This is a genomic window from Enterobacter sp. GD03975, assembly GCF_029838645.1.
GTDB classification, from domain to species: Bacteria; Pseudomonadota; Gammaproteobacteria; order Enterobacterales; family Enterobacteriaceae; genus Enterobacter; species Enterobacter quasihormaechei.
Genome location: NZ_JAOBZC010000001.1, coordinates 12,620 through 37,545, shown reverse-complemented (window position 1 = coordinate 37,545; position 24,926 = coordinate 12,620). Strand labels below are relative to the sequence as shown.

The following is a 24,926-nucleotide window of genomic DNA, read 5'->3' as shown; positions in this document are numbered from 1 at the left end:
CTTCGTTATGCTTCGCAGGGTGTGTAAGCAGTCTAAGAGGGGTTTCGCATTCCTGCTTTTGTCTGTGTGACATTCGCTTTGCCAGCTGTGACAGGCTCCGCAAATCGTGATAATTCCCGCTTATAACGCTGTCACCGGTAAGCGTTCTTTCCTATAGTCAGCCTCGTAGCCCAGACAAAATGCAACATAAATGCAACAATGCGAAAACGGTGACGGTGCAGCGAGAAAAGCAATGGCATGTGCAAGCGAACAGGACAATTTTCAGCAGTGGCTGGCGCAAATTAACCAGGTTTGCGGGCGCTTTGCGGCGCGTCCGTTAGAGGGAGCGTTTCTCGGCGAACTGGAAACCAGCTACACCCAAAGTCTGAAGTTGAGCACGGTGACCACCGCAGGCGTTAACCTGTTTCGCACCCGTCAGGAGATCAAAAGCGGCAATGACGCCTGGTTCTACACCGTATTTCAGCTGGAAGGCAGCGCGGGGATCGAACAGGACGACCGGCGCTCGGTGCTGAAAGCCGGGGATATCACGCTGATTGACGCCTCCCGCCCGTGCTCCATTTACTGGCAGGAGCGTTCCCGCCAAATTTCGCTGCTGCTACCGCGACAAATCATTGAGCAATACGCACGTTTTCAGGAAGTACGCTGTGCGCTCCCCCTCTCCCGCAGCCTGCCTACGGTGCAGCTGAGCTACCGTCTGTTGCAGGAGAGTATGGGGAATGCCGATCTGAGCGTCAGAGAAAGTGAAGCGGCGCTGGAGGCAATGGTGTGTCTGCTGCGTCCGGCGTTCCAGCAGCGTGACGAGGCGCTGCCGCGCAAGGAGCGTCAGTTCCGGCACGTTCTCTCCCTGATTGATGACCACATTCAGTCGGAGGCGTTAAGACCGGAATGGATAGCCTCAGAGAGCGGCATGTCCGTGCGCAGCTTGTACCGCATGTTTGCCGAGAAAGGGCTGGTGGTGGCGCAGTACATTAAGAATCGTCGCCTCGATTTGTGCGCGCAGGCGCTACGTGGCATCAGCGACGATGAAAAGCTGGCGGGAATTGGCTACAGCTGGGGCTTCACCGACCATAGCCATTTTTCCACCGCGTTCAAGCAGCGTTTCGGGGTTTCGCCGGGCGAATACCGTAAGCGTTACCGCTAGCTATTTTTTCAGCCACTTTCCGTTAATCCCCTTCACGTACTCGCCCGGCTGGGCGCGGGCCACCAGCTTTTGTCCCGCCATTTTCGCCACCTCGTCGACGGGCAAATTATTATCGTCAGCCAGCTGCTGATAGCTTTCCGTACGCGCGGCGTTGATACGGTTCACCAGCGCCAGCGTTTCTGCGTCGTGCTGAACGGGCGCCAGATAGCCGCTCAGGGTTTCCCCTACGCGTCCCTGGGCGCGCGCATCGTTGAGCGTCAGCGTGGCGGCGTGAACGTTCATCCCCAGCGCCACTAACATCAGAACTAATCGTTTCATGGCATCCTCAGAACAGATCGCTGCGGGACTTCAGCAGGGCTTCAACGTCTTTATCCACTTTGATATGGATTTCATGCTCGATTTTCACGTTCATGTTGATGGTGATCGGCTCCTTGGGCGCCGCCACTTCAATGCGCGGCGTGCAGCCTGACAGCAGCGCGACGACGGCCACGGTGAGTACACCAGCCCTCTTTTTCATCGTTGTTCCTCACTTTCCTTGCCTGTCGCACTGCGGAGAAGGGGTATCGCCGCATGTTGCTCAAACCATGTTTGCAAATTGTCCCCGAAGCGCAGACTGCGCCAGAGGGTAAAAATATTTTCTTCATGGGTGTAATTCAGGTTCACGAAGCTGCTTTTGCCCTCGACGTGGCTGATGCCTTTGATGGCCGCCTGCATGGTCAACACCCCCAGATTATCCACATTGAGCTTCGTCCACGACTGCGAAATTTCCATATAGCGGAGCCAGTTGATCGCCGCCCCGGCAACCACGTTGTCTTTCACAATGGCATCCGCCGTGTCCTGGTCGATGCGCAGCGTCATCGGCCCCGGGTTGGTCAGCCAGCCATCTTTAATGATCCATTTTTCATTGTCCAGCCAGAACGGCAGCGCGCCGCTCACCGGGCCGGACATGGCAAACTGCTTCGGATTTACCGCGCTTATCAGTTCGCTGGAGGAAATGTTATCCACGCGCAGTAACGCCGGATCGTGCTGCGGCATTCTCAGCTGCTGCATGGTGATTTTACCGCCGAGCGCTTCGACCTTCACGTTGGTGAGCAGGAGCGGGTTTGCTTCGGTCCACGGATAATCGCCCTGGAGATCCGCAGTGATATTTCGGGCCGTGACCAGGTTTTTCACCTCGCTGATACGTAACGTTACCGGCCCCCGCGTGCCCAGCGACCAGGTGCCCTGGCTCAGGCGGAACGGCAGGACAAAGTCAACGCCGTTAATCTCGTTATCCGGCATCCACGCGCTGCCCGCTTTCAGCACCCCGTGCCCACCTGCCTCAAAGCCCTGATCGGGCGCCGCCGAGAAGGCCACCTGAGCGTACATTTCGCCGCCGCGCAGGGTCATTTTCCACTCTGGCGGGACCAGCGGCTGGAACACCGTAAGGGACTGTTTTGGCCACCAGGCCTGACCGCGAAGGCGTTCGCCATCCCAGCGGCCATTTACCCGTACCGGGCCGATGTCGTCCGCGTGAAGATCTCCTTTAAACTGGAACACCGTCGGGTCTGTCCCCTCAACGCTGAAGGTCAATACGGACGGGGGCAGCACGCTTCCGCCCGAGAAGCTCGTTTGCCCGGCATTGAGCGCGAGCGCGCCGCTGAAGCCAGGGTTAGCCGGGTCGCGCGACCAGCGCACCGGGCGATCAAGCACCAGGCGCGGTTTGCTGACCAGCATTGTGCCGTACTGCAATTTGTCGAAACCCGTGGAAAGATCCGTCAGCTCAATAACGTTGTCGCGCCACTCCCCGGTTCCCCGAACATCCCAGCGCGCGTTCATCGGCGTGAAGTTCCCTTTCCCCCAGTAGCGCCACTGCCACAGGCCGTTATCGGGTAAAAAGTCGTTAGCCTGGCCGTCCAGATGCAGTTCAAAATCGCCCATTTCGTTTTCATGCGCCCGCAGAATGGCTTGCAGGCGGCCATCTACGCCCTTTTGGGTCAGCTTTACGCCCGCCAGCGGCCAGCGGATTTCATCGATATCCAGCGAGTCAATGATGCGCCCGCGCGAGCGCAATAAAGCGCCGGGCTCAAACGTAAGCTGCGGATCGTAAAGGCTGCCGGTCAGTTTCGCCGGGAGTCTGGCATACAGGATCAGATCGTTTTGCTTGGCTTCCCCGCTCAGGTGCAGCGGCATCGCGCTGTTTTCCATGCTGAGGGAGCCGGGACCGATATTCAGCACCGCGTTGCCCTTACCCGCATCCCCCTGGGTCAGCACGTTGAGGCGCCCCGTGAAGGTAGCTTTCTCCAGCCCCTGCTGCCAGTTATCCACCTTCAGACCGACGCGTCCGCTCATCGGCATACCGGAGGCTGACAAGTTCCAGCGTCCGTCGCTGATCGTTAGCTGCTGGGCGGTGATCTGCCACGGTAAATCGAGCAGCGGCTCGGGGTTCTCCCGCGCCAACACCACCAGCTGGCCCTGATTGCCCTCCCAGTCCAGATCGGCATCGACCAGCGAGGATAACTGTGGCACGTTAAAGGTGGCGACCGTATGCCCCTTCACCGGCACGCCGTCCGGCACCAGCGGCAGGGTAAATTCACCCACCAGCTTCACGGGCTGAGGCTGGTCCGGCAGCTGTACATCGAACTGGCTTACAGAAAGCGTCTGGCCGCGCAGCTGCCCCTTAATACTCACCTGCTCCCCCTTATAGGTGATGTCCTGGCGGGCTGGGGTCAGGGAGGCATGCAGCTCACCTTCCCACTGCTGCCAGGGGGAAAGAGTAAAGCGGTGGATGGTCAGCCAGGTGTTGGGCAGGATGGCCTGCCACTGTGCCAGCGTTTTCGGCGCCACCGTCGAAGGCGCTGATTGCGGTAGTTTGCTCAGGCAGACAGAGTTGAGTTCAAGCGCGCCAATATCCAGATCCCAGCGGCTTGGGTGTGACAGGGTCACGTTTTCGACGCGGGCAATTTCGCACTCTTCTACCAGATAGCGAAGATCGGGGATAATCAGGGCGTGGCGCGTTAGCCGCGGGCTTTTTTCAAATGCGATGCGCGTTCCAACGGGAAGCCAGATCCCGGCGAGTGTGGGCACCCACTGGGCGAGCGTCATCAGCAGCGTCAGCGGCACGATTAACAGCAGCAGTAATAGCGCGATTGCGGCTTTGTATTTACCCTTCATGGGCAGTTAATATCCTGATTTTGCGAAATAAATAAGCCGTTCTTGCCGCTCATTGTCGCATGTTTAGCCAGTCAGTTGAAGGTTATGCCATTTTTAAGAGTAGATGCTCTACAATAATTCATAGAACTTATTGATTTCAATGAATTTTGAAAAATTGTAAGATAATTTTAAACATGCTAACGTGGTTCCAAAATCACTGGAGAAAGTCTTATGAAACTCGCGGTATATAGCACAAAGCAGTACGACAAAAAGTATCTGCAACATGTTAACGAGACGTACGGTTTCGATCTTGAATTTTTCGACTTTCTGCTGACTGAAAAGACGGCTAAAACCGCCCACGGCTGTGAAGGCGTATGTATCTTCGTTAACGATGATGGTAGCCGACCGGTGCTGGAAGAGTTGAAAAAACAGGGCGTGAAATACATTGCCCTGCGCTGTGCGGGCTTTAACAACGTCGATCTTGATGCCGCCAAAGAGCTGGGCCTGAAGGTCGTGCGCGTCCCGGCCTATTCTCCGGAAGCAGTGGCAGAGCACGCCGTTGGCATGATGATGTCGCTCAACCGTCGTATTCACCGCGCCTATCAGCGTACCCGTGACGCTAACTTCTCTCTGGAAGGGCTGACCGGCTTTACCATGTACGGCAAAACCGCTGGCGTGATCGGTACCGGCAAAATCGGCGTGGCCGCCCTTCGCATCCTGAAAGGTTTCGGCATGCGCCTGCTGGCGTTCGATCCGTACCCAAGCGCCGCTGCGCTGGAGCTGGGGGTGGAGTATGTCGATCTGAAGACGCTTTTCTCCCAGTCGGACGTCATCTCCCTGCACTGCCCGCTGACGCCTGAAAACTATCACCTGCTTAACCAGTCGGCGTTCGACCAGATGAAAGATGGCGTGATGATCATCAACACCAGCCGCGGCGGACTGATCGACTCTCAGGCCGCTATTGAAGCGTTGAAAACGCAAAAAATCGGTGCGTTGGGTATGGACGTGTATGAGAACGAACGCGATCTGTTCTTTGAGGACAAATCTAATGACGTGATCCAGGACGACGTATTCCGTCGCCTGTCGGCCTGCCACAACGTGTTGTTTACCGGACACCAGGCGTTTCTGACCGCCGAAGCGCTGATCAGCATTTCGGAAACCACGCTGGGCAATTTACAGCAGCTTGATAAGGGCGAACCGTGCCCTAACGCGATCGTTTAACACCTTCAGGCCGGGTGGCGGTGACCTCTGCCCGGCCAATAATAAGCCCACCGGAAAAATAACAGTGCCCCGGCGTGTATAGGGGCTATTTCGTTTAAAATAAATAATGCCCCTATAAAATAAACCTATAACTGTTTTCAGGAACCCTTCTACACTTTAAGCGGATATATCGGTAATAAGATTAATATAAGTCAATTTTATTACGTTCTTAAATGCTGGGCTATTTACTTAGCCTTCACACATTTTTGCCATTAGCAGAGGAGTCTGAAATATGGCATTCGTAACAACGAAAGATGGTGTCAGTATTTATTACAAAGACTGGGGTCCGAAAGAGGCGCAGCCTATTGTTTTCCATCACGGCTGGCCGCTGAGCGCCGATGACTGGGATAACCAGATGCTCTTTTTCCTTGCCGAAGGCTTCCGCGTCATCGCCATCGACCGTCGTGGTCATGGTCGTTCCGATCAGGTGAGTGAAGGCCACGATATGGATCATTACGCCTCCGACGCATCGGCCGTGGTTGAAAGCCTCGATCTGCGTAATGCCGTGCACGTCGGCCACTCCACCGGCGGAGGCCAGGTCGCCAGATACGTGGCGAAGTACGGTCAGCCTCAGGGGCGAGTGGCCAAAGCGGTACTGGTTAGCGCCGTTCCACCGCTGATGGTTAAAACAGACGCTAACCCCGGCGGAACGCCCATTGAGGTGTTCGACGGCTTCCGCCAGGCGCTTGCAGCTAACCGCGCCCAGTTTTACCTCGACGTCGCCAGCGGTCCGTTCTATGGATTTAACCGGGACGGAGCAGACGTTTCGCAGGGCACGATCCAGAACTGGTGGCGTCAGGGTATGATCGGTAGCGCCAAAGCCCACTATGAAGGCATTAAGGCGTTTTCAGAGACCGACCAGACGGACGATCTCAAAGCCATCACGGTTCCTGTCCTTGTGTTGCAGGGCGATGACGATCAGGTCGTACCGTATAAAAATGCCGCCCTTCTACAGGACAAGCTGCTTGCGAACAGCGAACTTAAAATTTATCCAGGCTTCCCGCACGGGATGCATACCACGCATGCCGATACCATAAACGCCGATATTCTGGCATTTATCCGCTCATAAAGACGTTGATTATTCATAAAAAACCGGGCGCTATGCCCGGTTCTCTTTAATCGTGAAGATTATTTGAAAACTTCCGCTACGGCCTGGAAGTTCGGGCCATGCTCACGAGCAGCAATGATGACGTAGTATTTCCCGCCCTTCTCGTCTGCCAGTTTTGAGAGTTTTTCATGAAGATCTGAAGGTGAAGAAATTTGTCCACCAGAAGCCCCTACAGATACGTTACCCAGATATTCCAGTTTGAAGTGGTGCGCTTCATCCTTGGAAATCATATCTGCCGCAGATGCGCCAAAGCTTGCTACCGTTAAAGCCAATACAGTCCCTAATAGTGCTTTTTTCATATCATTCCTCCTGTTGATGAATTTATATATTTAACATTAGCACCAAATATGTAAATGATCCGTATCAATTTTGTAGAAGGATTGAGCAATAAGAGGCGCGCCATTGATCATGATTATCGGCCATGCTGACGCGTAAACTGCGGGCGCAGCAGGTTCATCTACTATACTGACCGGGGTAGTTATCACTTATCTGCCCGGTTGCGCATAAAGCAACTCAAACTCACCTGTACCATGACCATCAGGAGAACAATATGCACACAAGTAAAACCCTGAAAAGGCTGCTAGCCGTATCAGCAGTTGCAGCAATGTTCAGCACCGTTGGCGTACACGCTCAGACGACAGGCGCCGCGCAGACTAGCGCTGCGGGCCAGGCTCAATCAGACGCCAAACTCAGCGCCGACGACGAAAATGCGTTGAAGGACATGGCGCAGGCAAATATCAACGAAGTTGCCGCCGCCAGGCTCGCCCTCGACAAGGCTCAAACCAGCGACGTGAAAACATTCGCCCAGAAAATGGTCGACGATCACGGCGCCGCCCTGACCAAAGTCCAGGCCGTGGCCCAGAAAAAGGGCGTAGAGCTGCCGACCGAGCCCGACGCCGCGCATAAGGCCCTGACGTCGAGGCTGGAAAACCAGCGCGGTGACGCCTTTGACAAGATGTATATGGAATACGCCGGTGTGAAAGATCACCAGAACGTGCTGTCGAAGCTACAGAGCGACGCCAGTAAAATCAGCGATCCGGATGTGAAGGCCCTGGCCAACGAGCACACTCCGGTCGTTGAGCAGCACCTGAAGTCTGCCGAGCAGATGTCCACGCGCGCCGGGGCATCAGCCGATAAATAAGCGCGCCGGTAAAACGGCAGAGGCAAAATAACGTGGGGCCCGCAGGCCCCACGCTTATTTCTCCCTTCCCGGGCAACACTATTCAGGCAGCGCGTAAACCACTACCTGGTCTCCTACCTGGTCCTTCAGGATCGTGTTTCCGCCCGCCACGAAGGCCACGTACTGGCGGCCTTTATATTCATAGACGGACGGGTTCGCTACCGCCGGGGCTTCTGCCTGATCGGACCACAGCTCTTCACCGGTTTCCACTGAGTAGGCGCGCACTTTGGCATCCATAGAGGCACCGATGAAGATCACGCCGCCCGCCGTCACGGCCGGACCACCAATGGTAGGCGAACCCCAGCTTTCCGGCATGAAGAAGCCATACTGCTGGGAGGCGCCAACCGGACGACGCCATTTCACATCGCCCGTGTGCATATCCAGCGCCACGATTTCGCCAAACGGCGGCTTCCAGCACGGCATGCCCAGCCAGTTGCTCGCCACCAGCAGACGCATGCCGTACGGGGCGCCTTCCTGTGGGGCAAAACCGCTTTCGTTGCCGGAGTCTTTGTCCGCGTTATCGTAATCTTCACGGCTGTAAAGCTTCACGTACTGGACGATATGCGAAGTATTGACGATGGCGATCTGTTTTTGCGGATCGAACGCCACCCCGCCCCACTGCACGCCGCCGGCGCTATCGGGATAGGTGAGCGTGCCTTCGCCTTTGGTGGTCGGCGGGGTGTACATTCCCTCATAGGTCAGGTTATCCCACAGGCGGGAACACTGGCCGCCACCGACGATATCCGCCAGCTTCCAGATTTCCGGCTTTTTCGACTGGTCGAGCAGCGGCGCAGGCTTGGTCGGGAACGGCTGCGTAGGCGAGAGCGCTTCGCCCTGTACCGAACCATCGCCCTGCGGAACCGGACGCTCTTCGATAGGCCATACGTCCTCTCCCGTCAGGCGGTTAACCACAAACAGGAAGCCCTGCTTGGTGGCCTGAACCAGCGCCGGGATCTGTTTGCCGTCTACGGTGATATCCATCAGTGTTGGCGCGGAGTTGATGTCGTAGTCCCAGACGTCGTGGTGTACCCACTGGCGAGACCAGACCACTTTACCGGTGTTGATGTCCAGCGCGGTGGTGGAGGTGCCAAGCGGAACAGCGTCGACGCGGTTACCGCCCCAGTAGTTGGGAGACGGAGACGAGACCGGGAGATAGACCAGGCCGTTGGCCTCATCGGCAGACATGTGCGTCCAGACGTTGGCCGTACCGGTACGCTTGCGGATCTCTTCCGGGATCGCGTCAAAGGTCCATTCACGCTCGCCGGTCTGGGCGTTGAATGAAAATACGGTACCAGGAGGCGCTTCGGCATAGGCCCAGTCTTTCCCGGCCCAGCCTACCAGCAGATGGTTGCCGACGACGGTTGGCGGTTGCAGGACAGAGAGCGGATACTTGGCGTTAACGGTGTTCCACTGGTTCAGATCCAGGACTCCGTTGTCCGCAAAGTCGCTGCACGGTTTGCCTGAATCGGCGTCCAGCGCAAAAAGCTTGCCGTCAACGGTGCCCATATAGACGATTTTCTGGCATGCCTGACCGTTCACCGGTTGTTTTGCCTGCCAGTAGGAAACGCCGCGGTTTTTGAGCACCGGCTGGGTCAGCGCCTTGCGCGACGATTTGGTGTCATAGTGCCACTTCTCTTTACCCGTGCCCGGATCCAGCGCAATCAGGCGATCGAAAGGGGTGCCGATATAGAGCGTGTCGTTAGCGAAAATGGGCGTTGCGGACCATACGGTCGCCGGCGTATCGCCTTTGCCATCCGAGACGTCGCCGGTATGGAACTCCCACACTTTCGTTAATTTACCGACGTTATCCGCCGTGATCTGGGTTAATGGGCTGTATTTCTGCGCGTTAAGCTGCCCATGGAAGCTGTCCCAGGTGGCGGTGCCGGGCACCAGCGGCGTTGCTGGCTGGTTCGCCGAGGCGACTTTTTGCCCGCCACCGTTGTCGGTTGAGGCATCGTCTGTGGTTTTTGTGGTCCCGGGTGCCTGCTGATCGGCGGCATCAATGTTAAGCGAGTCCTGGGTCCCCTGAGAGGCCTCAGCGGCTTTATCCTGCGCCTGAAGCGCGAACGGAGCGACCAGCAGCGCCAGCGCCGTCATGCCGACTTTTATGAAGGGATAATGCTTATCGTTATGCACGGGCGGCTCCTCAGGTTCGGACGGAATGTTTGTAACGGGCGGAATTGCTGCTCAGCATAATCAGACCGATCAGGCCGACCACCATGGCTGCCGTTATGATGTACTGGTGCAGCAGCGCGGCGGCAAAACCAATACCCACTAACACGACCAGGGTGATAATCATCAGGAAAACACGCGCCCCGCGCCCCGATGCCGCACGTAACATAAAGGTCAGTATCGCCAGCACCGCGCTGGCGATGGCCACGCCCAGTGCGCCAATGGTGCCTGTGACGCCCGTGAGCGGCGTCCACCAGGCGTATAGCGCCACCGCGAAGCCTATTATCGCGGCCAGCAGCAGCAAAATACTGCCTACGCGCGAAGATTGAGAATGCAACATACCAGGGATCCCCCTCTAAAAAATGCCAAATGGACCAACGTAAGGCGTTTTCGTGGATATATGCCCCTGCTGTTCGCGCGTGCAATCGCTATTAAAACAACGCGGCGTGAAGAACGGCGGCATATTTCACTAAACGTTACTGAGTATAGAAGAGGATTTTTTTAAGGGACGTTTATCCGACGCGTGAACATGGCCTTCTGAGTATTTGCAGGGTGTTTTCCGCGGCTGGCACAAAGTGGACAGGCTCATGCTGAAGGTCCGCTATGAGCGAGAAGCGGAGCATAAGTCGCGATATGTTGTCATTATTCCGGTTGGCAGACTTTATTAAGGCATGACTTGTGTTAATTTCAATTATCCCTGCTACTGCTTAGGTTAAATTATGCAATCAAACTATGAAGTAATTGAAACAGTACCTCTTCCAGAAGATTTTTGCCGTTTACGCATCATCGCCGGATTGACTCCCCGACCACTTGAATTGGCAAAACGCGCACTTCCTGCAAGCTGTTATGGAGTACACATTGTGTGTGCCGGAAATGCTGTAGGGATGGGGCGTATTGTTGGCGATGGTGCCCTGAACTTCGAGATCGTTGATATTGCTGTTGACCCGGAGCATCAGAGAAAAGGTTTGGGACGAGAAATCATGCAAAATTTAATGTTATGGTTTGAACAGCATGTGCCCGCCGGTGCCTATATTACCCTGATAGCCGATGTTCCCGCGCTATATGAAAAGTTCGGTTTTAAGAACGTACGGCCTGAAAGCGAAGGCATGGCTCTGATTTGGGGACACTAGAAGTCATCCCCATTTGGAAATTTAACGGAAAGGGTTAAGCTTCTTAGAAACATGCTTAGGGGATAGCCAAAAAAATGATTGTTAACTGTATGGTCTACCGTTCAGGCCGCCCCGCCGAAACCGTGGATATCGAGGATATCAGCGAAATCATCCAGGATACCGATGCGTTTATCTGGCTGGGGCTTTGGCAGCCTGAACCGGCGTTTATGTATAAAGTCCAGGAGGAGTTCGGTCTGCACGATCTGGCCGTTGAGGATGCGCTTAACGCACATCAGCGGCCTAAGATAGAGCGTTATGGCAGCTCGGCATTTATCGTTGTAAAGACCGTCAGTGGACAGGGTGACAACATTGAGTTTGGCGAAACGCATTTATTTGTGGGGCGCAACTTTCTTATTACGGTGCGCCACGGTGCTTCAGAGAGCTATGCGCCTATACGCGCCCGTGCTGCTGAAGCCCCGGACATGCTTTCGTACGGTCCGGCGTATCCGCTTTACTGTATTCTGGATTTCATTGTTGACAGTTATGCAGAGCTGACTGCGCGCCTCAATACAAAAATTGGTGATATAGAAGCGACACTTTTTCACAGTGAATTTGACCGTGAAGCTATTCAGGACGTGTATTCCCTCCGCCGTAATCTGCTCGGGCTTCGCAACGCCGCTCAGCCAGTAGAAGAAATCTGTACCGAGCTTATCCGCATACATGAAGAACTTATTCCAAAACCCCTCAGGGCGTATTTCAGAGATATTCAGGATCACGCAAGCCATGTAGTCACGGATGTAAATGACATGCGTGAACTGCTTAGCAGCGCGATGCACGTTAACCTGGCACTGGTTTCAGTGCAGCAAAACGAAGTTGTGAAGAAACTGGCCGGCTGGGGGGCCATACTCGTGATCCCGACGGTAGTCTTCAGCATGTATGGTATGAACTTCGACAATATGCCGGAACTGAAGACGCTCTATGGCTATCCGGCTACGATCGCTGTCACGCTGGGCGCCTGTGTATTACTGTGGCTACGACTTAAACGCTCTCGCTGGCTTTAATTGATAAGCGGTCCGATCGTTTTTGGTGCCGTGGAGTAACGTAAAGCCTCACGCTTATGTCGATTATACCACGGCACCAGACCCTATCCGTTAATTCCCCTGCATATGTCGGTACATTCCTGTTCATTGAGATCCGGTATCGCCCGCCCCACCGTTTATAAAATCCTGAAAAACGAGGCTATTACAGGGCAAGGTCACTCGTTATTATAAATTATCAAGCCACATCGATAATTATTATATTCGTTTATGCTTTATTGAACTCAGGTGTGAATTTATATTGAGGAACGTAAGCAATACTTTTTTAGACAAGGATGATTAATATGAAAAGGGTTTTTATGACGGCTGCATTAACGGGTTTATTTGTCAGTAATAATCTGTATGCAGGCGAAAGCTATCTGGTCTATAACCCACACAATATTGCGGTATTTGAAGTGCGTTTCTTTAATGTTGGCGACGGCCCCTTTATGCCGGACTGGCCGAATGCGTCTGAGTCAACCTGGGATCTTGGCCAGCAGCAAAAAGAAAAAATACTTGATGCCATGCGTTACTGGGCTGAGGTTATTACCCCCAGCCCAGGGCAACTGCCCGCCATTATCAATGTGGGGACGTTTAACGATGAGAATGCCGCAGGTTCCAGCGATTCAGTTACCGACGGCATCATGAGTCTGACGCAGTTGCAGGGAGCATTGAACGGCATTGATACCGGAGAGCTGACCTTTGGCTCCCATGCCCAGTTCATCATGGGCAAACTGGATTTTGATAACGTTCCCTATGTGCCTGCGCAGCTGCCGCGCACTGGAAAGGCCGATCTGGTCAGCGTCGCTGTCCATGAGCTGGCCCATGGCCTGGGAATATCCAATATGGTTACCGATCTGCGAGGCAGTGGGACATTCACGCCCGCTTTTGATACCGTGCCTTTTGGCTCCTGGACCAGCCATCTGCGTGATGACCGTGGCAATCCTGCCCGACCAGGGCAGGTAATATTGTGTAATGGATGCAATAACACCTGGGATCCACAAGGCTTTGATGTACGGCGCGATAAAGGCTATTTCACCGGCAGGCACGTGGATGAAGTACTTGCAGGCGCCATGCCTGGCGTACCGGTGAAAATGTTAGCAGACGACGGTTCCGTCGATGATAACTACATGAGCCATATCGAGCTGAAAAACAGCATGATGAGCCATCAGAACTACCGCAATTACACAACGTTTATGGAAGCGGAACTGGCATTGCTGCAAGATATGGGATATCAGATTGACCGTCGTAACTTTTTCGGTTTTTCGCTGTATGGCAACGGGCAAACTCTCATTAACCGCAATGGTTATTTTCTGCGTAATCAGCAGGCGGATGGCTATCTGGCGGGGCAATATAATACCGCTAATCTGGGGGTTGGCCTGCATGTGTATGGCAGTAATAACCATATCTTTCAACAAGCGGACCTGATGACATCAGGGAATGGCGGCGCGGGCATCCGTATAGATGGGCAAAATAACACCCTGAGCATTGAACCCGGAGTACGGGTATATGCCGATGGCGAAAATGGCCGTGGGGTGATGTTTGCCTACGGTAAACAGCACAACCTTATTCAACGTGGCGACGTCCAGGCACTGGGAGCCCGTGGCGTCGCTATCAGTTTTGATTTTGGCAATAACCTCCTGGGTAACGACGTGGATTATCGTGGATCCTGGCTTCATATCGTGGACGGCTATTACGATGCGTTATTACCCGAGTTGCAGGGAGCGCTGGTAGATAATGCCGACATCAGCGGACGGGTTTCCGGTAAAGGCGCGGCGATTTATATTTCACCGAACGCGCTGGTCGGTAATATAAATATATTAACGGGTGCCCGGCTGGAAGGTGATATTTATTCGGACTACGCCCAGCGGGATGACGATGGCCAACAGCGGTTAACACAGCTTACCTTCGGTCGGAAGGCCAATGCGTATGGCCAAGCGACGGAAGCTGCTGATGCTGATTTCAGCTTTACTTACCGCGGAAACATTGAAGGTATCAATAATCTGGCACTGGACGCGCACGGAGGGAAAACCTCGCTTAATGGCGATTTTCAGATTTACAGCATGACTATCGCGCCAGGTGCCAGCCTGTCCGGCAACGCCAGCTACACGCTTAATGAGGAAGGCCGCTTTGTAAATAACGGGATCCTTGCGCCGGGTAATTCCCTTGGGCAAATCACTCTATCCGGTGCTTATCAACAGGGTGATACCGGACAGTTGTTGTTGGAAGTCGACGGTCGCGGCAGACATGATACTCTGCGAGTGAAAGGTCACGCACAATTTGACGGTCAACTGACGTTTGCGCCGCAGCCGGACTGGTACGCCACAAACTGGCGTCTGAATACGCAAGATTTGCTAAAAACAGACTCTTCCGGCGGCAATTTCAGTGCCGTGAACAGCATGCTCCGCTCACCCACGCTAACGCTGCAAACCACGCCTCAGGGAAAGAATGGCTGGCAGCTCTCAATGCTGCGCGCTTCAAACGCATACAGCCGGTATGCGCAGGACGCTAATGCGCGGCAGGTAGGGCAAGCGCTGGATAAAATTGTGGCAGAAGCTAAGTCGGATATTCAACCGCTGTACCGTACTCTGGATTTCTCCGCCACTGATGGCAGGAGTATCAGCAATGCCTTGCCGCAGCTTTCTGCGGGCGCCTACAGCGCCATGTTCGCAAGTTCCCTTCACCGTGAACAACAGATAGCGCGGATCGTTGGCGGGCCGAATCCTGTGACTATGCCGAAACAACTGGCGGCAGGCGAATGGCGCAGCTTTGCTATCCCCTTTGGCGGCGGCTTCTGGCAACAGCGTCAGGGTGACAGTGTAGGGTATGACGCCAGCAGTTATGGCATTGTATTCGGTGCTGAAAAACAAAACGATCAGAATCACAACTGGATTTATGGCTTCCATGGTGCGGTCAGCGGCCAGTCGGTGACGGTGAAATCACCAGAAACCGCAACCGGAAAAACCACTGCTTTCGATCTGGGTATTCATGCTCGTTATGGCGCTGAAAGGTCCGAAGGAATGTATTTATTCGGCACTGGCCGATTGGGTATTGAAGACAGCTGGCTGGACAGAAACATTCATGTTGAAACTTACGGAGCAAGCCACCATGCCACCTGGACCGGATTGTCAGGCTCTGTTTCGGCCGGCGGGGGCTATCGATGGGCGCTGAATAATAATGTGAACGCCGGACCGGTAACTTCATTGAATTACACCACATTACATCGTCCCGGCGTGAAGGAAAGCGGCAATGACGGCAGCCGACTGATGCTGGGTTCGCAGACCTTCGATTCTCTGAGATCAAGTATCGGGGTGAATAGTAACTGGAATGTCCCCCTCGCTTCAGGGGCGTCGATAGCAGCTGAGTTGCAGCTTACCTGGGATCATGAACTGCTTGATGGCAACGTAGTGCAACACGCCTCTTTCGCCAACTATCGAAGCACAGGGTTTAGTTCCAGGAATCAGGTGACTGGCCGTGACGCTCTGGGCGTTAAGGCAGGTATGAGCTATAAAATCAACGCTGATGTCGAATTGGGCATTGGGGTTGAAAGCGAAATGTTTCGTTCTGGCTATGACTCGATCGCAGGTAATCTTTCAGCCACCTGGCGTTTCTGATGTCTGAGGACGAGAAAATAACAGGGCTGGTAATTTAACTCACCGTATCCCCGGCGTTGCCGGGGTATTTTTGAAGGTTTTTGATATCAGAAATGGCTTGTGTCTCCCTGACCATGCTCACCTGAGCCTTCAACCCGCTTAAGCTGGATCTCTTCACCACGTTGCCAGGCATCAGCTCCCTTAGCAACGGGGTGCGCCACAATATCCTTACGTTCTTGTTTGATGGCTTGCGTGCTTACGTCAAAGCGCCGATCTCTGTCCGCCAGGAGTTTGGGGTCTAACTGCCCTTCCCCGGTAAAGCCCATCATCAGAGCCGGAATGCCGAGCGGCAGCTTTTTATCGCGGTCGGTGTGCCAGGTATGCCAGGTCTTCCCGTAGGTATTCACAATTTTGCTCATCAATGCTTTGTCAGCCACTGCCGGTAAACCGGGAGCAATCAGACTGCCGGATTTCACTTCATATTGATGGCTGTGCCACAATTTTTTTTCTTCCGGCGGCAGTGTGTTAAACAAACGCTCACTAATGATGTACTCAACGCCCATTAAACGGGCATCTTTGGTGTTTCCGTCGTAGATCACCGCCTGCATCACGTCTTCATTCAAGACGGTTACATAATGATGGGCTTCCATCTGGCCATTTTTATCCCCGCTATAAAAATGGAAACCGTCCAGGTAGGTACTAATTGCATCAATGGGCGGACGGGACTGGATAAGCTGCGCACCGGCTTCAAGCGAGCTCGTCCCGACGGAGGTTTTTACACCCGGAACAGGCGTATTTGAAGGGGTGTTGTTCGCGCCGCAACCCACTAAAGTCAGGCTCGACAATAATAAAAGCGATAATGGTTTCATTGACCCTCCCTGTAAAAGTCACTTTACTGAAAGTAGTACATTAGCGCAGACACGCCAGGCGAATTTTTATTAAACCATCGGGCAAACTGGCGTACCTTCCGTTTAAACTGATTTTCTGAAATAAATAATGTAGAGCTGTCAGTGACCCTACGAAAATAAACATCATGCGTCATCTGTTCAGGAATGCATCAACGGAGTTCTGTTGTGAATGTCCTGTTATTGGCACAAAACAGCCGTTAACATTCATCGAATCCTCAGTAAATCTGAATAGCGGGTCGTGTACCGCGGCGAAAGCATTTCACGCTTCATCTGCCATTGCTGCTGTATACCCTGCCCGGCAAAGTAAAGCGTTCCCTTTCCATCTTTCGCGTTCAGACGATCCAGCACTTCCATCAACTTTTCACTTCCGGCACGCGGTGCGCTGTTGTCAAACAAATTGAGCTGGGCAACCCCCTGGCTGAAGAAGTCTCCGAGCATAATGCCGGCTTTCTGGTAGCGGTGCCCCTCCTTCCAGATTTTATCGAGGCACTTTACCGCAGCGTTGATAATGTCGCGGGAGTCCTGAGTGGGCGTGAGAAGCGTCATTGAGGCACTGTTGCCGTAATAGGGTTCGTTCAGCGCGAATGGAGAGGTCTTTACGAACGCCGAGATAAAGCGGCAATACTGGTGCTCGCCGCGTAACTTCTCAGCGCCACGGGCCGCATAGCTGCATATAGCCTGACGCACCTGCTCATATTCTGACACGCGTTCACCGAATGACCGGCTACAGACGATCTCCTGCTTTGCCGGTGCAAACTCTTCCAGGTCGAGGCACGGCTCGCCGCGCAGTTCCCGGACCGTTCGCTCCAGCACCACATTGAAGTGCTTGCGGATAATCCATGTGCTCTGCTCTGAGAGATCCAGCGCCGTTTTGATGCCCATCGCGTTGAGCTTCTTGCTGATGCGCCTGCCCACGCCCCACACGTCCTCTACAGGCACGATAGCCAACAGCCGGCGCTGGCGGTCGATATTGGATAAGTCAACTACCCCACCCGTCTGCTGCTGCCATTTCTTCGCCGCGTGATTTGCCAGCTTCGCCAGCGTCTTCGTCTGGGCTATACCCACGCCGATCCTCAGGTGCGTACGCTTCAAAACCGTTTCGCGGATCTCCTTGCCAAAATCAGTCAGGTCCCGGCAGTTTCGAACCCCGGTGAGGTCACAAAAGGCTTCGTCAATGGAATATATTTCGACGCGCGGGCTTATTTCTTCCAGCGTGGTCATAACCCGGCTGGACATGTCAGCGTAAAGTTCATAGTTACTGCTGAAGCAAACCACGCCGGCGCGCCGGAACAGGTCTTTCTGCTTAAAGTATGGCGCCCCCATGGTAACGCCAGCGGCTTTGGCCTCTGCGCTGCGCGCTATCACGCAACCGTCGTTATTTGAGAGGACAACCACCGGTCGGCCTCTCAAATCTGGCCTGAATACCGTCTCGCATGATGCATAGAATGAATTCACATCACAGAGCGCAAACATATCAGCTGGCCGATTTAACAATAAAAGTGACCACGCCGAAGACGTCCAGCGTGTCTTCACTGCCAACGATAATCGGCGAATAAGCGCTGTTCATCGGATTGAGTTGAACATGAGGCCGCAGTTGCAGGCGCTTAACGGTAAATTCCCCTTCTACCGCGGCGATGACAATATCTCCGTGCTCGGCCGTTCGGGAACTATCGACCACCAGCAAATCGCCGTCGCTTATTCCCCCTTCAATCATCGAATCACCCGCGGCTTTAACGAAATACGTCGAGCTGGGGTGGGCAACCAGAAGTTCATTAAGATCAATGCGCTGCTCCACATAGTCGGCAGCCGGGCTTGGGAATCCGCACTGAACTAAATCGCTGAAAAGCGGAAGCGCGACAATCTCACGCAGTTCTGTAGGTCTGATAAATTCCATTACGCATACCTCTACTACTGTTTTTATATACAGTAGTTTTGTTTTGAAGCACGCGCAAGCCAGCTGAACCGTAGCGACTGTTTAAACCTTCACCGTTTCGTTTGTAAGTTTCTCTCTGGCTTCAAATTATAGTTTTTGTAAATTTTACGATTAAACGCTTCGACTGCTCGTTTTAAACGCTAAATGAATAGAATGTCACCAACACAGACAAAATGAAGAGCGGCATGGCATTTCTTTAGCCAGAATGCCGTTTGACTGTACCCATATACAGTAGTATTTTTACGTGCAGACAGAATCGCACAATTAATATTCATAGGGAAAAAATAATGTTTGTTGAACTGGTTTATGACAAGCGAAACGTACAGGGGCTGGAGGGAGCCAGGGAGATAATTCTGGCTGAACTGACAAAACGTGTGCACCGGATTTTTCCTGATGCCAGCGTGACGGTTAAGCCGATGCAGGCGAACGGCCTGAATAGCGATGCCAGCAAAAGCGACCGGGAAAAGCTGAACCGTATGCTTGAGGAGATGTTTGAAGAGTCGGACATGTGGCTGACGCAAGAGTAACCAGCGTTTAGCGACAGGGAAACCGCTATGGCATATGGCCAGGTTTCCCTGTCATTGACGCACAATAAACGCAGGGCAGGTATTTATTAATATCGCTTCATTGTGTTGACTGTCGCCCTTTCTGACCAGTCAGGCCTTTCTCCAGACATAATGGCACGCTGTTGTGATGGCGTCACAGACTGGGTTATTTCAGGCATTGATTTATATTCAGGTTGTTCAGGAGAGCTGAGAACCAGATCAGAACTACAACCTGACAGAAGGAAAAAAACGAATACAGATGAATTAAACTTAAACACTTCAACCCCTTCCAATGGGACACGTTTTGCAGACAGAATGCAGTGTCTCCCGGCGACTTTGCCCCATTCAGCAAAGACACGTGCATACCCGCAGAGAGCAGTTGCCTGTAATGCCCCCTAGTATAGAATATTCATTATAAGAATAAAATTATGCCGAAATCATTTCCACAGTCAATACTTCATTGCAACAAGTCACGCTGCGCGAGTGGGTAACAAAAAGTCTGTCAGGTGGTCATCTTAGAAATTCAGAGCATACCCAATAGCACCTGAGCCATTTATTGCCGAGACTTTCCGTATCGATATAGCTGGTTTATTACTCGCTGACTCTGCCTCTGTACCTGTACCTGTATCTGTATCTGTATCTGTATCTGTATCTATGGTGAAACAATGAAAAGTGCCCTGCTCGCTACCCTTGCGACTCTTCTCGTAGCAAGTTCATCCGTATACGCCGATCCGTGGAAAGACGAATCAGGTAATGGTCGCAGGTATGATTACCATGGAGAAGATCATAAAACCGTATATCGGGACGGTCGTTGTAAGGTCGAAAGGAAATGGGAAGGTAATGGCGAATACAAGGAAGAACGTAAATGTAAAGGCTATTCCGATCACGATCGCTATGACGATCGTCCCTCTGTCATCATCAATACTCCGGATATCGTTATCACACCATAATTGTTAATTAGGCTATATTATGTGATTGCGCCCGGGGTAATGTGATTTGGTATGGGTACGCACTGGCGTTGCCCATACCTTTTCTTTGCTTGCTAATTAAATGGCAGAGGAAGACAGCTTACCTAAAAAAATTCTGTGTCTGTCCGGTAGGGTTTTAATAAATATATTGTACTACCTGAATCCTTCTTTTATCCATGCCCTATACTTTCAGTCTGACTGACTGGAGATTTCTATGTGTGGACGTTTTGCACAAGCCCAAACTCGTGAAGAATACCTGGCCTACCTTGCCGACGAAGCCGATCGCGACATCGCATATGACCCGGAACCGATTGGACGTTACAACGTGGCGCCCGGTACCAAAGTGCTGCTGTTAAGCGAACGCGACGAACAACTGCACCTCGATCCGGTGTTCTGGGGCTACGCACCTGGATGGTGGGATAAAGCACCACTGATTAACGCACGGGTAGAAACCGCAGCCACCAGCAGAATGTTTAAACCTCTGTGGCAGCATGGACGGGCGATCTGTTTTGCCGATGGTTGGTTCGAATGGAAGAAGGAAGGTGACAAGAAACAGCCCTATTTCATTCACCGGGCCGACGGGCAGCCGATATTCATGGCGGCGATCGGCAGCACGCCATTTGAACGTGGTGACGAAGCAGAGGGCTTTCTCATAGTGACGTCTGCTGCGGATAAAGGACTGGTTGATATACACGATCGGCGGCCGCTGGTTCTGTCGCCAGAAGCTGCAAGGGAATGGATGCGCCAGGACGTAGGCGGGAAAGAAGCTGAGGAGATCATTGCCGACGGATCTGTGTCCGCAGACAAGTTTATATGGCACGCAGTGTCGCGTGCCATTGGTAATCCCAAAAATCAGGGTGCTGAATTGATTGAGAATGTTCAGTGATATCCTGAGAGATATTACCAGAGTTTTACGCTTCCATCTGGCTGCTTACCCCCCACTGGAGTCATGCTGTACACCTTAGTTACACATTTTTGTATGCCGTCTTTAAGAGGCTTTACCTTCTTCTTGCCTGAATTATTCCGCTCAAAATAATTCACGGTGGATATTTTATTTTGACAATAGCGCAAAGGGGGAGCCCTTAAGCACTCAACCCCCGGTTATCCAGCATCGGTTCAATCTTCGGATCGTGCCCACGCCAGTTCCGGTAAAGTTCAGCTAAATCAGTACTATTGCCGCGCGACAAAATCGCCTCGCGGAATGTCTGTCCGTTTTCGCGCGTCAAACCGCCCTGCTCGACAAACCACTGATAGCCATCGTCCGCCAGCATCTGCGTCCACAGGTAGGCGTAATACCCCGCCGCGTAGCCGCCGCCGAAGATATGGGCGAAATAGCTGCTGCGGTAGCGCGGCGGTACGGCTGAAAGATCCAGCCCCTCTTTTTTCAACGCGGCGGCTTCAAAGGCTTCCACGTCCTCAACCGGCGCCTGAATGCCGTGCCAGTTCATATCCAGCAGCGCGGCGCTCAGCAGCTCCGTCATGTCATAACCCTTGTTAAACTGGGTCGCATTGAGCATTTTTTCCCGCAGCGCATCCGGCATCGGCTCGCCGGTTTGGTAGTGACGGGCAAAGTGTGCAAACACCTGCGGATGGCTGGCCCAGTGTTCATTGATTTGCGACGGGAATTCAACAAAATCACGCGGCGTGTTGGTGCCAGAAAGCGTGGCATAGCGCTGGCTGGCAAACAGGCCATGCAGCGTGTGGCCAAACTCGTGGAACAGGGTAATCACATCGTCCCAGGAGATCAGCGCGGTCTGCCCGTTAGCCGGTTTTTGGTAGTTGCAGACGTTGTAAATCACCGGACGCGCGGCAAACTCGTAAGATTGCTCAACGAAATTTCCCATCCACGCGCCGCCGGCTTTGGAATCACGCGCGAAGAAGTCGCCGTAGAACAGCGCCATGCCTTCACCCGTATGATCGAAAATCTCCCACACGCGCACGTCCGGGTGATAGACCGGGATATCGAAACGCTCGACAAAGCGAATGCCGAACAGCTGCGTGGCGGTCCAGAATACGCCATCCTCCAGCACGGTATTAAGCGCGAAATAGGGTTTAATCTGCGATTCGTCCAGCGCATATTTCGCTGAGCGCACGCGTTCGGCATAAAACGCCCAGTCCCAGGCCTGCACCGAAAAACCGCCCTGCTCGTCGTCAATAACCTTCTGAATATCTGCCTGCTCCAGCGCGGCCCTGCTGCGCGCCGCAGGAACTATCCCGCGCATGAATTCGAGCGCGGCATCCGGCGTTTTCGCCATCTGGTCGGCAATGCTCCAGCTGGCATAGTTTTCAAACCCGAGCAGCTGCGCCTGCCTTGCCCGTAATGCGGTAAGCCGACGGATCAGGTCGCGCGTATCATTTTCGTCGCCTTTCTGAGTGCGTTCCCAGCCCGCATTAAACAGCTTTTTCCGCGTCTCGCGCTGCGTGAGTGCTGCCAGCGCGGGCTGTTGCGTGGTATTCAAAAGCGGGATCAGCCAGCGATCCGTCAGCCCTTTTTCTGCGGCAGCGTGAGCGGCGGCGTCTCTCTCCTCCGCGCTGAGCCCGTCAAGATGTTGAACATCGTCCACCACCAGCCCGCCCGCCTTGTTTGCAGCCAGCAGGCGCTGGTTGAACTGGCTGGTCAGGGTGGCGGCTTCGGTATTCAGGGCTTTCAGCTCGGCTTTTTCATCGGCGTTCAGTCGCGCACCCGCCAGAACAAAGTGCTGATACGTCTCCTCTGTCAGCCGACGGGATTCAGCATCCAGCGTGTCGCGATCCTGCCAGACGGCTTCCACGCGGGCGAAAAGCGTATCGTTTAGCCAGATATCGTTCGCCAGCCCGGCCAGTTCGGTAGAGAACTGCTCGTCCAGCGCCTGGAGATCATCGTTGGTGTGTGCGGACGCCATGGCGAAGAACACGCTGCTAACGCGCGACAGCATGGCCCCGCTCTTTTCCAGCGCCAGCACGGTGTTATCGAAATCCGGCGCGGCGCGCTGCGCGATAATCGCGTCAATGTCAGCACGCTTGAGGCGCATTGCTTCATCAAACGCCGGGCGATAGTGGCTGTCTTCTATCACATCAAAACGCGGGGCCTGATAAGGCAGCAGGCTCACGTCAAAGAAAGGGTTGTTGACCGACATCGTTTACTCCTGAGCACGGTATTTCTCACCAGAGTAGGCCAGCCTGCCCCGGCCTGCAATGACGTCATACAAATGTTGCCTTAACGACCCGCCCGAGAGCGTGCTATGGTAGTACAACACAAAAAGCGTTGAGGAACAGTGAGATGATTATTTTAGTTACCGGGGCGACGGCAGGTTTTGGTGAAAGCATCACGCGTCGCTTCGTCGCCAACGGACACAAGGTGATTGCAACGGGCCGTCGTCAGGAGCGTTTGCAGGAGCTGAAAGACGATCTGGGCGACAGCATCCTGACCGCGCAGCTGGACGTGCGCAACCGTGCCGCCATTGAAGAGATGATTGCAAACCTGCCTGCCGAATGGCGTGACATCGACGTGCTGGTCAATAACGCCGGCCTGGCGCTGGGCATGGAGCCTGCCCACAAAGCCAGCGTGGAAGACTGGGAGAACATGATCGACACCAACAACAAAGGCCTGGTGTACATGACCCGCGCCGTGCTGCCGGGCATGGTTGAACGTAATCGTGGTCATATCATTAATATCGGTTCCACCGCAGGCAGCTGGCCTTACGCGGGCGGCAACGTCTATGGCGCAACCAAGGCCTTTGTACGCCAGTTCAGCCTGAACCTGCGCACCGACCTGCACGGTACCGCCATCCGCGTGACCGACGTTGAGCCGGGCCTGGTAGGCGGAACGGAATTCTCCAACGTGCGCTTCAAGGGTGACGACGCGAAAGCGGATAAAACCTATGAAAATGCAAATGCGCTGACGCCGGAAGATATCACCGAAACCGTCTGGTGGGTCGCGACGCTGCCGAAGCATGTCAACATCAATACTGTTGAGATGATGCCCGTCAGCCAGACCTATGCCGGACTCAGCGTGCATCGCGGGTAATTCACCCTTCCCGGCCTGCGGGCCGGGTATGTGATGACGGGTAAAAGAATGGTAGTATGTTCAGGTTAACTCTCTGAGAAATCACAACCCATGGCCGCTGAATCGCAACTTAATCCTACCCAGCCCGTTAATCAGCAAATTTATCGCATCTTACGCCGTGATATTGTTCGCTGCCTGATCCCGCCGGGAACGCCGCTCTCAGAAAAAGAGGTTTCGGTACGTTTTGACGTTTCCCGTCAGCCCGTGCGCGAGGCGTTTATTAAGCTTGCAGAAAACGGCCTTATTCAGATCCGCCCTCAGCGCGGCAGCTACGTGAATAAAATTTCGCTTTCGCAGGTGCGTAACGGCTGTTTTGTTCGCCAGGCCATCGAGTGTGCGGTGGTGCGTCGCGCCGCGTCGCTCATCAACGACAACCAGTGTTACCAGCTGGAGCAAAACCTGCATCAGCAGCGTATTGCCATCGATCGCAAACAATTAAACGACTTTTTCCAGCTGGACGATGAGTTTCACCAGAAACTGGCGCAGATCGCCGAGTGCCAGCTCGCGTGGGATACCGTCGAAAACATCAAGGCCACCATCGACCGCGTGCGCTATATGAGCCTCGACCACGTGTCACCGCCAGAAATGCTGCTGCGCCAGCATCACGATATTTTCAGCGCGCTGGAAAAACGCGACGCGGAAGCCGTAGATAAAGCAATGACGCTTCACCTCCAGGAAATTAGCGAGTCGGTTCAGTTAATTCGTCAGGAAAACAGCGAGTGGTTTAGCGAAGAATAAAACCTCGCCGCCCCCTTT

General features: G+C 53.7%; 22 protein-coding genes. 12 read left to right on the top strand and 10 right to left on the bottom strand.

What is annotated here, in order from left to right; genetic code table 11:
- Positions 1–232: 232 nt before the first annotated feature.
- Positions 233–1,141: a transcriptional regulator FeaR gene (gene feaR / locus N5C09_RS00175; protein ID WP_063866803.1), complete on the top strand. Its 909-nt coding sequence runs from the start codon at positions 233–235 to the stop codon at positions 1,139–1,141.
- Here feaR and N5C09_RS00170 read toward each other — a convergent pair whose 3' ends face one another.
- From N5C09_RS00170 to N5C09_RS00160, 3 genes are read right to left on the bottom strand one after another with little or no spacing between them, the layout of a single operon-like run.
- On the bottom strand, positions 1,142–1,459 hold the full coding sequence (locus tag N5C09_RS00170; RefSeq protein ID WP_279748172.1) for a YdbL family protein: 318 nt from the start codon (positions 1,457–1,459) through the stop codon (positions 1,142–1,144). It lies immediately after the preceding gene.
- A 7-nt stretch (positions 1,460–1,466) separates the two neighbouring features.
- Complete coding sequence (locus N5C09_RS00165; RefSeq protein ID WP_003857369.1) at positions 1,467–1,658, bottom strand: YnbE family lipoprotein; 192 nt, start codon at positions 1,656–1,658, stop codon at positions 1,467–1,469.
- Complete coding sequence (locus N5C09_RS00160) at positions 1,655–4,294, bottom strand: YdbH family protein (RefSeq protein ID WP_279748171.1); 2,640 nt, start codon at positions 4,292–4,294, stop codon at positions 1,655–1,657. The genes N5C09_RS00165 and N5C09_RS00160 overlap by 4 nt, the downstream gene beginning before the upstream one ends.
- A gap of 210 nt (positions 4,295–4,504) precedes the next feature.
- Here N5C09_RS00160 and N5C09_RS00155 point away from each other — a divergent pair, with 210 nt between their 5' ends.
- Positions 4,505–5,494, top strand: coding sequence for a 2-hydroxyacid dehydrogenase (locus N5C09_RS00155; protein WP_063866805.1), 990 nt, complete (start codon positions 4,505–4,507; stop codon positions 5,492–5,494).
- Between the two features lie 271 nt (positions 5,495–5,765).
- Complete coding sequence (locus tag N5C09_RS00150; RefSeq protein WP_047050820.1) at positions 5,766–6,602, top strand: alpha/beta hydrolase; 837 nt, start codon at positions 5,766–5,768, stop codon at positions 6,600–6,602.
- 59 nt (positions 6,603–6,661) lie between these two features.
- Here the strand turns inward: N5C09_RS00150 and N5C09_RS00145 are convergent, their stop codons facing one another.
- Complete coding sequence (locus N5C09_RS00145) at positions 6,662–6,940, bottom strand: DUF1471 domain-containing protein (protein ID WP_063451437.1); 279 nt, start codon at positions 6,938–6,940, stop codon at positions 6,662–6,664.
- 251 nt (positions 6,941–7,191) lie between these two features.
- On the opposite strand from N5C09_RS00145, the gene N5C09_RS00140 reads away from it, so the two are divergent.
- Positions 7,192–7,782, top strand: a complete 591-nt coding sequence (locus N5C09_RS00140; RefSeq protein ID WP_063451438.1) for a DUF4142 domain-containing protein — start codon at positions 7,192–7,194, stop codon at positions 7,780–7,782.
- 78 nt (positions 7,783–7,860) lie between these two features.
- On the opposite strand, the gene N5C09_RS00135 is transcribed toward N5C09_RS00140, so the two are convergent.
- Both N5C09_RS00135 and N5C09_RS00130 read right to left on the bottom strand, forming a co-directional pair.
- Positions 7,861–9,957 carry a pyrroloquinoline quinone-dependent dehydrogenase gene (locus N5C09_RS00135; RefSeq protein ID WP_279748170.1) on the bottom strand — a complete coding sequence of 699 codons (2,097 nt, stop codon included), beginning with the start codon at positions 9,955–9,957 and terminating at the stop codon, positions 7,861–7,863.
- Between the two features lie 10 nt (positions 9,958–9,967).
- Entirely contained in the window at positions 9,968–10,333 is a 366-nt protein-coding gene (locus tag N5C09_RS00130) for a hypothetical protein (protein WP_204642171.1), read from the bottom strand.
- Positions 10,334–10,712: 379 nt separating this feature from the next.
- Here N5C09_RS00130 and N5C09_RS00125 point away from each other — a divergent pair, with 379 nt between their 5' ends.
- The 3 genes from N5C09_RS00125 to N5C09_RS00115 all read left to right on the top strand — a co-directional run bounded on the left by N5C09_RS00125 (position 10,713) and on the right by N5C09_RS00115 (position 15,792).
- Positions 10,713–11,123, top strand: coding sequence for a GNAT family N-acetyltransferase (locus N5C09_RS00125; protein WP_279748169.1), 411 nt, complete (start codon positions 10,713–10,715; stop codon positions 11,121–11,123).
- 74 nt (positions 11,124–11,197) lie between these two features.
- Complete coding sequence (locus N5C09_RS00120; protein ID WP_063866812.1) at positions 11,198–12,163, top strand: magnesium and cobalt transport protein CorA; 966 nt, start codon at positions 11,198–11,200, stop codon at positions 12,161–12,163.
- Positions 12,164–12,483: 320 nt separating this feature from the next.
- Entirely contained in the window at positions 12,484–15,792 is a 3,309-nt protein-coding gene (locus tag N5C09_RS00115; RefSeq protein ID WP_279748168.1) for an autotransporter outer membrane beta-barrel domain-containing protein, read from the top strand.
- An 86-nt stretch (positions 15,793–15,878) separates the two neighbouring features.
- Here the strand turns inward: N5C09_RS00115 and N5C09_RS00110 are convergent, their stop codons facing one another.
- From N5C09_RS00110 to N5C09_RS00100, 3 genes are all read right to left on the bottom strand, one after another.
- Positions 15,879–16,640, bottom strand: a complete 762-nt coding sequence (locus N5C09_RS00110; RefSeq protein ID WP_279748167.1) for an OBAP family protein — start codon at positions 16,638–16,640, stop codon at positions 15,879–15,881.
- Positions 16,641–16,883: 243 nt separating this feature from the next.
- On the bottom strand, positions 16,884–18,152 hold the full coding sequence (locus tag N5C09_RS00105) for a Y-family DNA polymerase (protein WP_107535273.1): 1,269 nt from the start codon (positions 18,150–18,152) through the stop codon (positions 16,884–16,886).
- Between the two features lies 1 nt (position 18,153).
- Positions 18,154–18,573 (bottom strand): translesion error-prone DNA polymerase V autoproteolytic subunit, encoded by a 420-nt coding sequence (locus N5C09_RS00100; protein WP_063866815.1) that lies wholly within the window; start codon positions 18,571–18,573, stop codon positions 18,154–18,156.
- Positions 18,574–18,899: 326 nt separating this feature from the next.
- Here N5C09_RS00100 and N5C09_RS00095 point away from each other — a divergent pair, with 326 nt between their 5' ends.
- The 3 genes from N5C09_RS00095 to N5C09_RS00085 all read left to right on the top strand — a co-directional run bounded on the left by N5C09_RS00095 (position 18,900) and on the right by N5C09_RS00085 (position 21,011).
- A complete protein-coding gene (locus tag N5C09_RS00095; RefSeq protein WP_006808847.1) occupies positions 18,900–19,139 on the top strand; it encodes a DinI family protein in 240 nt (79 codons plus the stop codon).
- Between the two features lie 683 nt (positions 19,140–19,822).
- Positions 19,823–20,107, top strand: a complete 285-nt coding sequence (locus N5C09_RS00090) for a hypothetical protein (RefSeq protein WP_279748166.1) — start codon at positions 19,823–19,825, stop codon at positions 20,105–20,107.
- A 232-nt stretch (positions 20,108–20,339) separates the two neighbouring features.
- Positions 20,340–21,011, top strand: a complete 672-nt coding sequence (locus tag N5C09_RS00085; protein WP_279748165.1) for an SOS response-associated peptidase — start codon at positions 20,340–20,342, stop codon at positions 21,009–21,011.
- Positions 21,012–21,207: 196 nt separating this feature from the next.
- Here N5C09_RS00085 and dcp read toward each other — a convergent pair whose 3' ends face one another.
- The gene (gene dcp, locus N5C09_RS00080; protein WP_279748164.1) at positions 21,208–23,241 is read right to left on the bottom strand and encodes a peptidyl-dipeptidase Dcp; all 2,034 of its coding nucleotides are present in this window, start codon (positions 23,239–23,241) and stop codon (positions 21,208–21,210) included.
- 143 nt (positions 23,242–23,384) lie between these two features.
- Between dcp and ydfG the strand changes: the two genes are divergently transcribed.
- On the top strand, positions 23,385–24,131 hold the full coding sequence (gene ydfG / locus N5C09_RS00075) for a bifunctional NADP-dependent 3-hydroxy acid dehydrogenase/3-hydroxypropionate dehydrogenase YdfG (protein ID WP_063866818.1): 747 nt from the start codon (positions 23,385–23,387) through the stop codon (positions 24,129–24,131).
- A gap of 90 nt (positions 24,132–24,221) precedes the next feature.
- Entirely contained in the window at positions 24,222–24,908 is a 687-nt protein-coding gene (locus N5C09_RS00070; protein ID WP_063866819.1) for a GntR family transcriptional regulator, read from the top strand.
- The last annotated feature ends 18 nt before the right edge of the window (positions 24,909–24,926 follow it).

Excerpts from the sequence above, each read along its gene's own strand:
- N5C09_RS00105 (WP_107535273.1), bottom strand. The coding sequence starts at position 18,152 with ATGTTTGCGCTCTGTGATGTGAATTCATTCTATGCATCATGCGAGACG.
- N5C09_RS00090 (WP_279748166.1), top strand. The coding sequence starts at position 19,823 with ATGAAAAGTGCCCTGCTCGCTACCCTTGCGACTCTTCTCGTAGCAAGT.
- ydfG (WP_063866818.1), top strand. The coding sequence starts at position 23,385 with ATGATTATTTTAGTTACCGGGGCGACGGCAGGTTTTGGTGAAAGCATC.
- N5C09_RS00070 (WP_063866819.1), top strand. The coding sequence starts at position 24,222 with ATGGCCGCTGAATCGCAACTTAATCCTACCCAGCCCGTTAATCAGCAA.
- N5C09_RS00115 (WP_279748168.1), top strand. The coding sequence starts at position 12,484 with ATGAAAAGGGTTTTTATGACGGCTGCATTAACGGGTTTATTTGTCAGT.
- N5C09_RS00160 (WP_279748171.1), bottom strand. The coding sequence starts at position 4,294 with ATGAAGGGTAAATACAAAGCCGCAATCGCGCTATTACTGCTGCTGTTA.
- N5C09_RS00155 (WP_063866805.1), top strand. The coding sequence starts at position 4,505 with ATGAAACTCGCGGTATATAGCACAAAGCAGTACGACAAAAAGTATCTG.
- N5C09_RS00125 (WP_279748169.1), top strand. The coding sequence starts at position 10,713 with ATGCAATCAAACTATGAAGTAATTGAAACAGTACCTCTTCCAGAAGAT.
- N5C09_RS00140 (WP_063451438.1), top strand. The coding sequence starts at position 7,192 with ATGCACACAAGTAAAACCCTGAAAAGGCTGCTAGCCGTATCAGCAGTT.
- N5C09_RS00150 (WP_047050820.1), top strand. The coding sequence starts at position 5,766 with ATGGCATTCGTAACAACGAAAGATGGTGTCAGTATTTATTACAAAGAC.
- dcp (WP_279748164.1), bottom strand. The coding sequence starts at position 23,241 with ATGTCGGTCAACAACCCTTTCTTTGACGTGAGCCTGCTGCCTTATCAG.
- N5C09_RS00165 (WP_003857369.1), bottom strand. The coding sequence starts at position 1,658 with ATGAAAAAGAGGGCTGGTGTACTCACCGTGGCCGTCGTCGCGCTGCTG.
- N5C09_RS00170 (WP_279748172.1), bottom strand. The coding sequence starts at position 1,459 with ATGAAACGATTAGTTCTGATGTTAGTGGCGCTGGGGATGAACGTTCAC.
- N5C09_RS00145 (WP_063451437.1), bottom strand. The coding sequence starts at position 6,940 with ATGAAAAAAGCACTATTAGGGACTGTATTGGCTTTAACGGTAGCAAGC.
- N5C09_RS00120 (WP_063866812.1), top strand. The coding sequence starts at position 11,198 with ATGATTGTTAACTGTATGGTCTACCGTTCAGGCCGCCCCGCCGAAACC.
- N5C09_RS00130 (WP_204642171.1), bottom strand. The coding sequence starts at position 10,333 with ATGTTGCATTCTCAATCTTCGCGCGTAGGCAGTATTTTGCTGCTGCTG.
- N5C09_RS00100 (WP_063866815.1), bottom strand. The coding sequence starts at position 18,573 with ATGGAATTTATCAGACCTACAGAACTGCGTGAGATTGTCGCGCTTCCG.
- feaR (WP_063866803.1), top strand. The coding sequence starts at position 233 with ATGGCATGTGCAAGCGAACAGGACAATTTTCAGCAGTGGCTGGCGCAA.
- N5C09_RS00110 (WP_279748167.1), bottom strand. The coding sequence starts at position 16,640 with ATGAAACCATTATCGCTTTTATTATTGTCGAGCCTGACTTTAGTGGGT.
- N5C09_RS00095 (WP_006808847.1), top strand. The coding sequence starts at position 18,900 with ATGTTTGTTGAACTGGTTTATGACAAGCGAAACGTACAGGGGCTGGAG.
- N5C09_RS00085 (WP_279748165.1), top strand. The coding sequence starts at position 20,340 with ATGTGTGGACGTTTTGCACAAGCCCAAACTCGTGAAGAATACCTGGCC.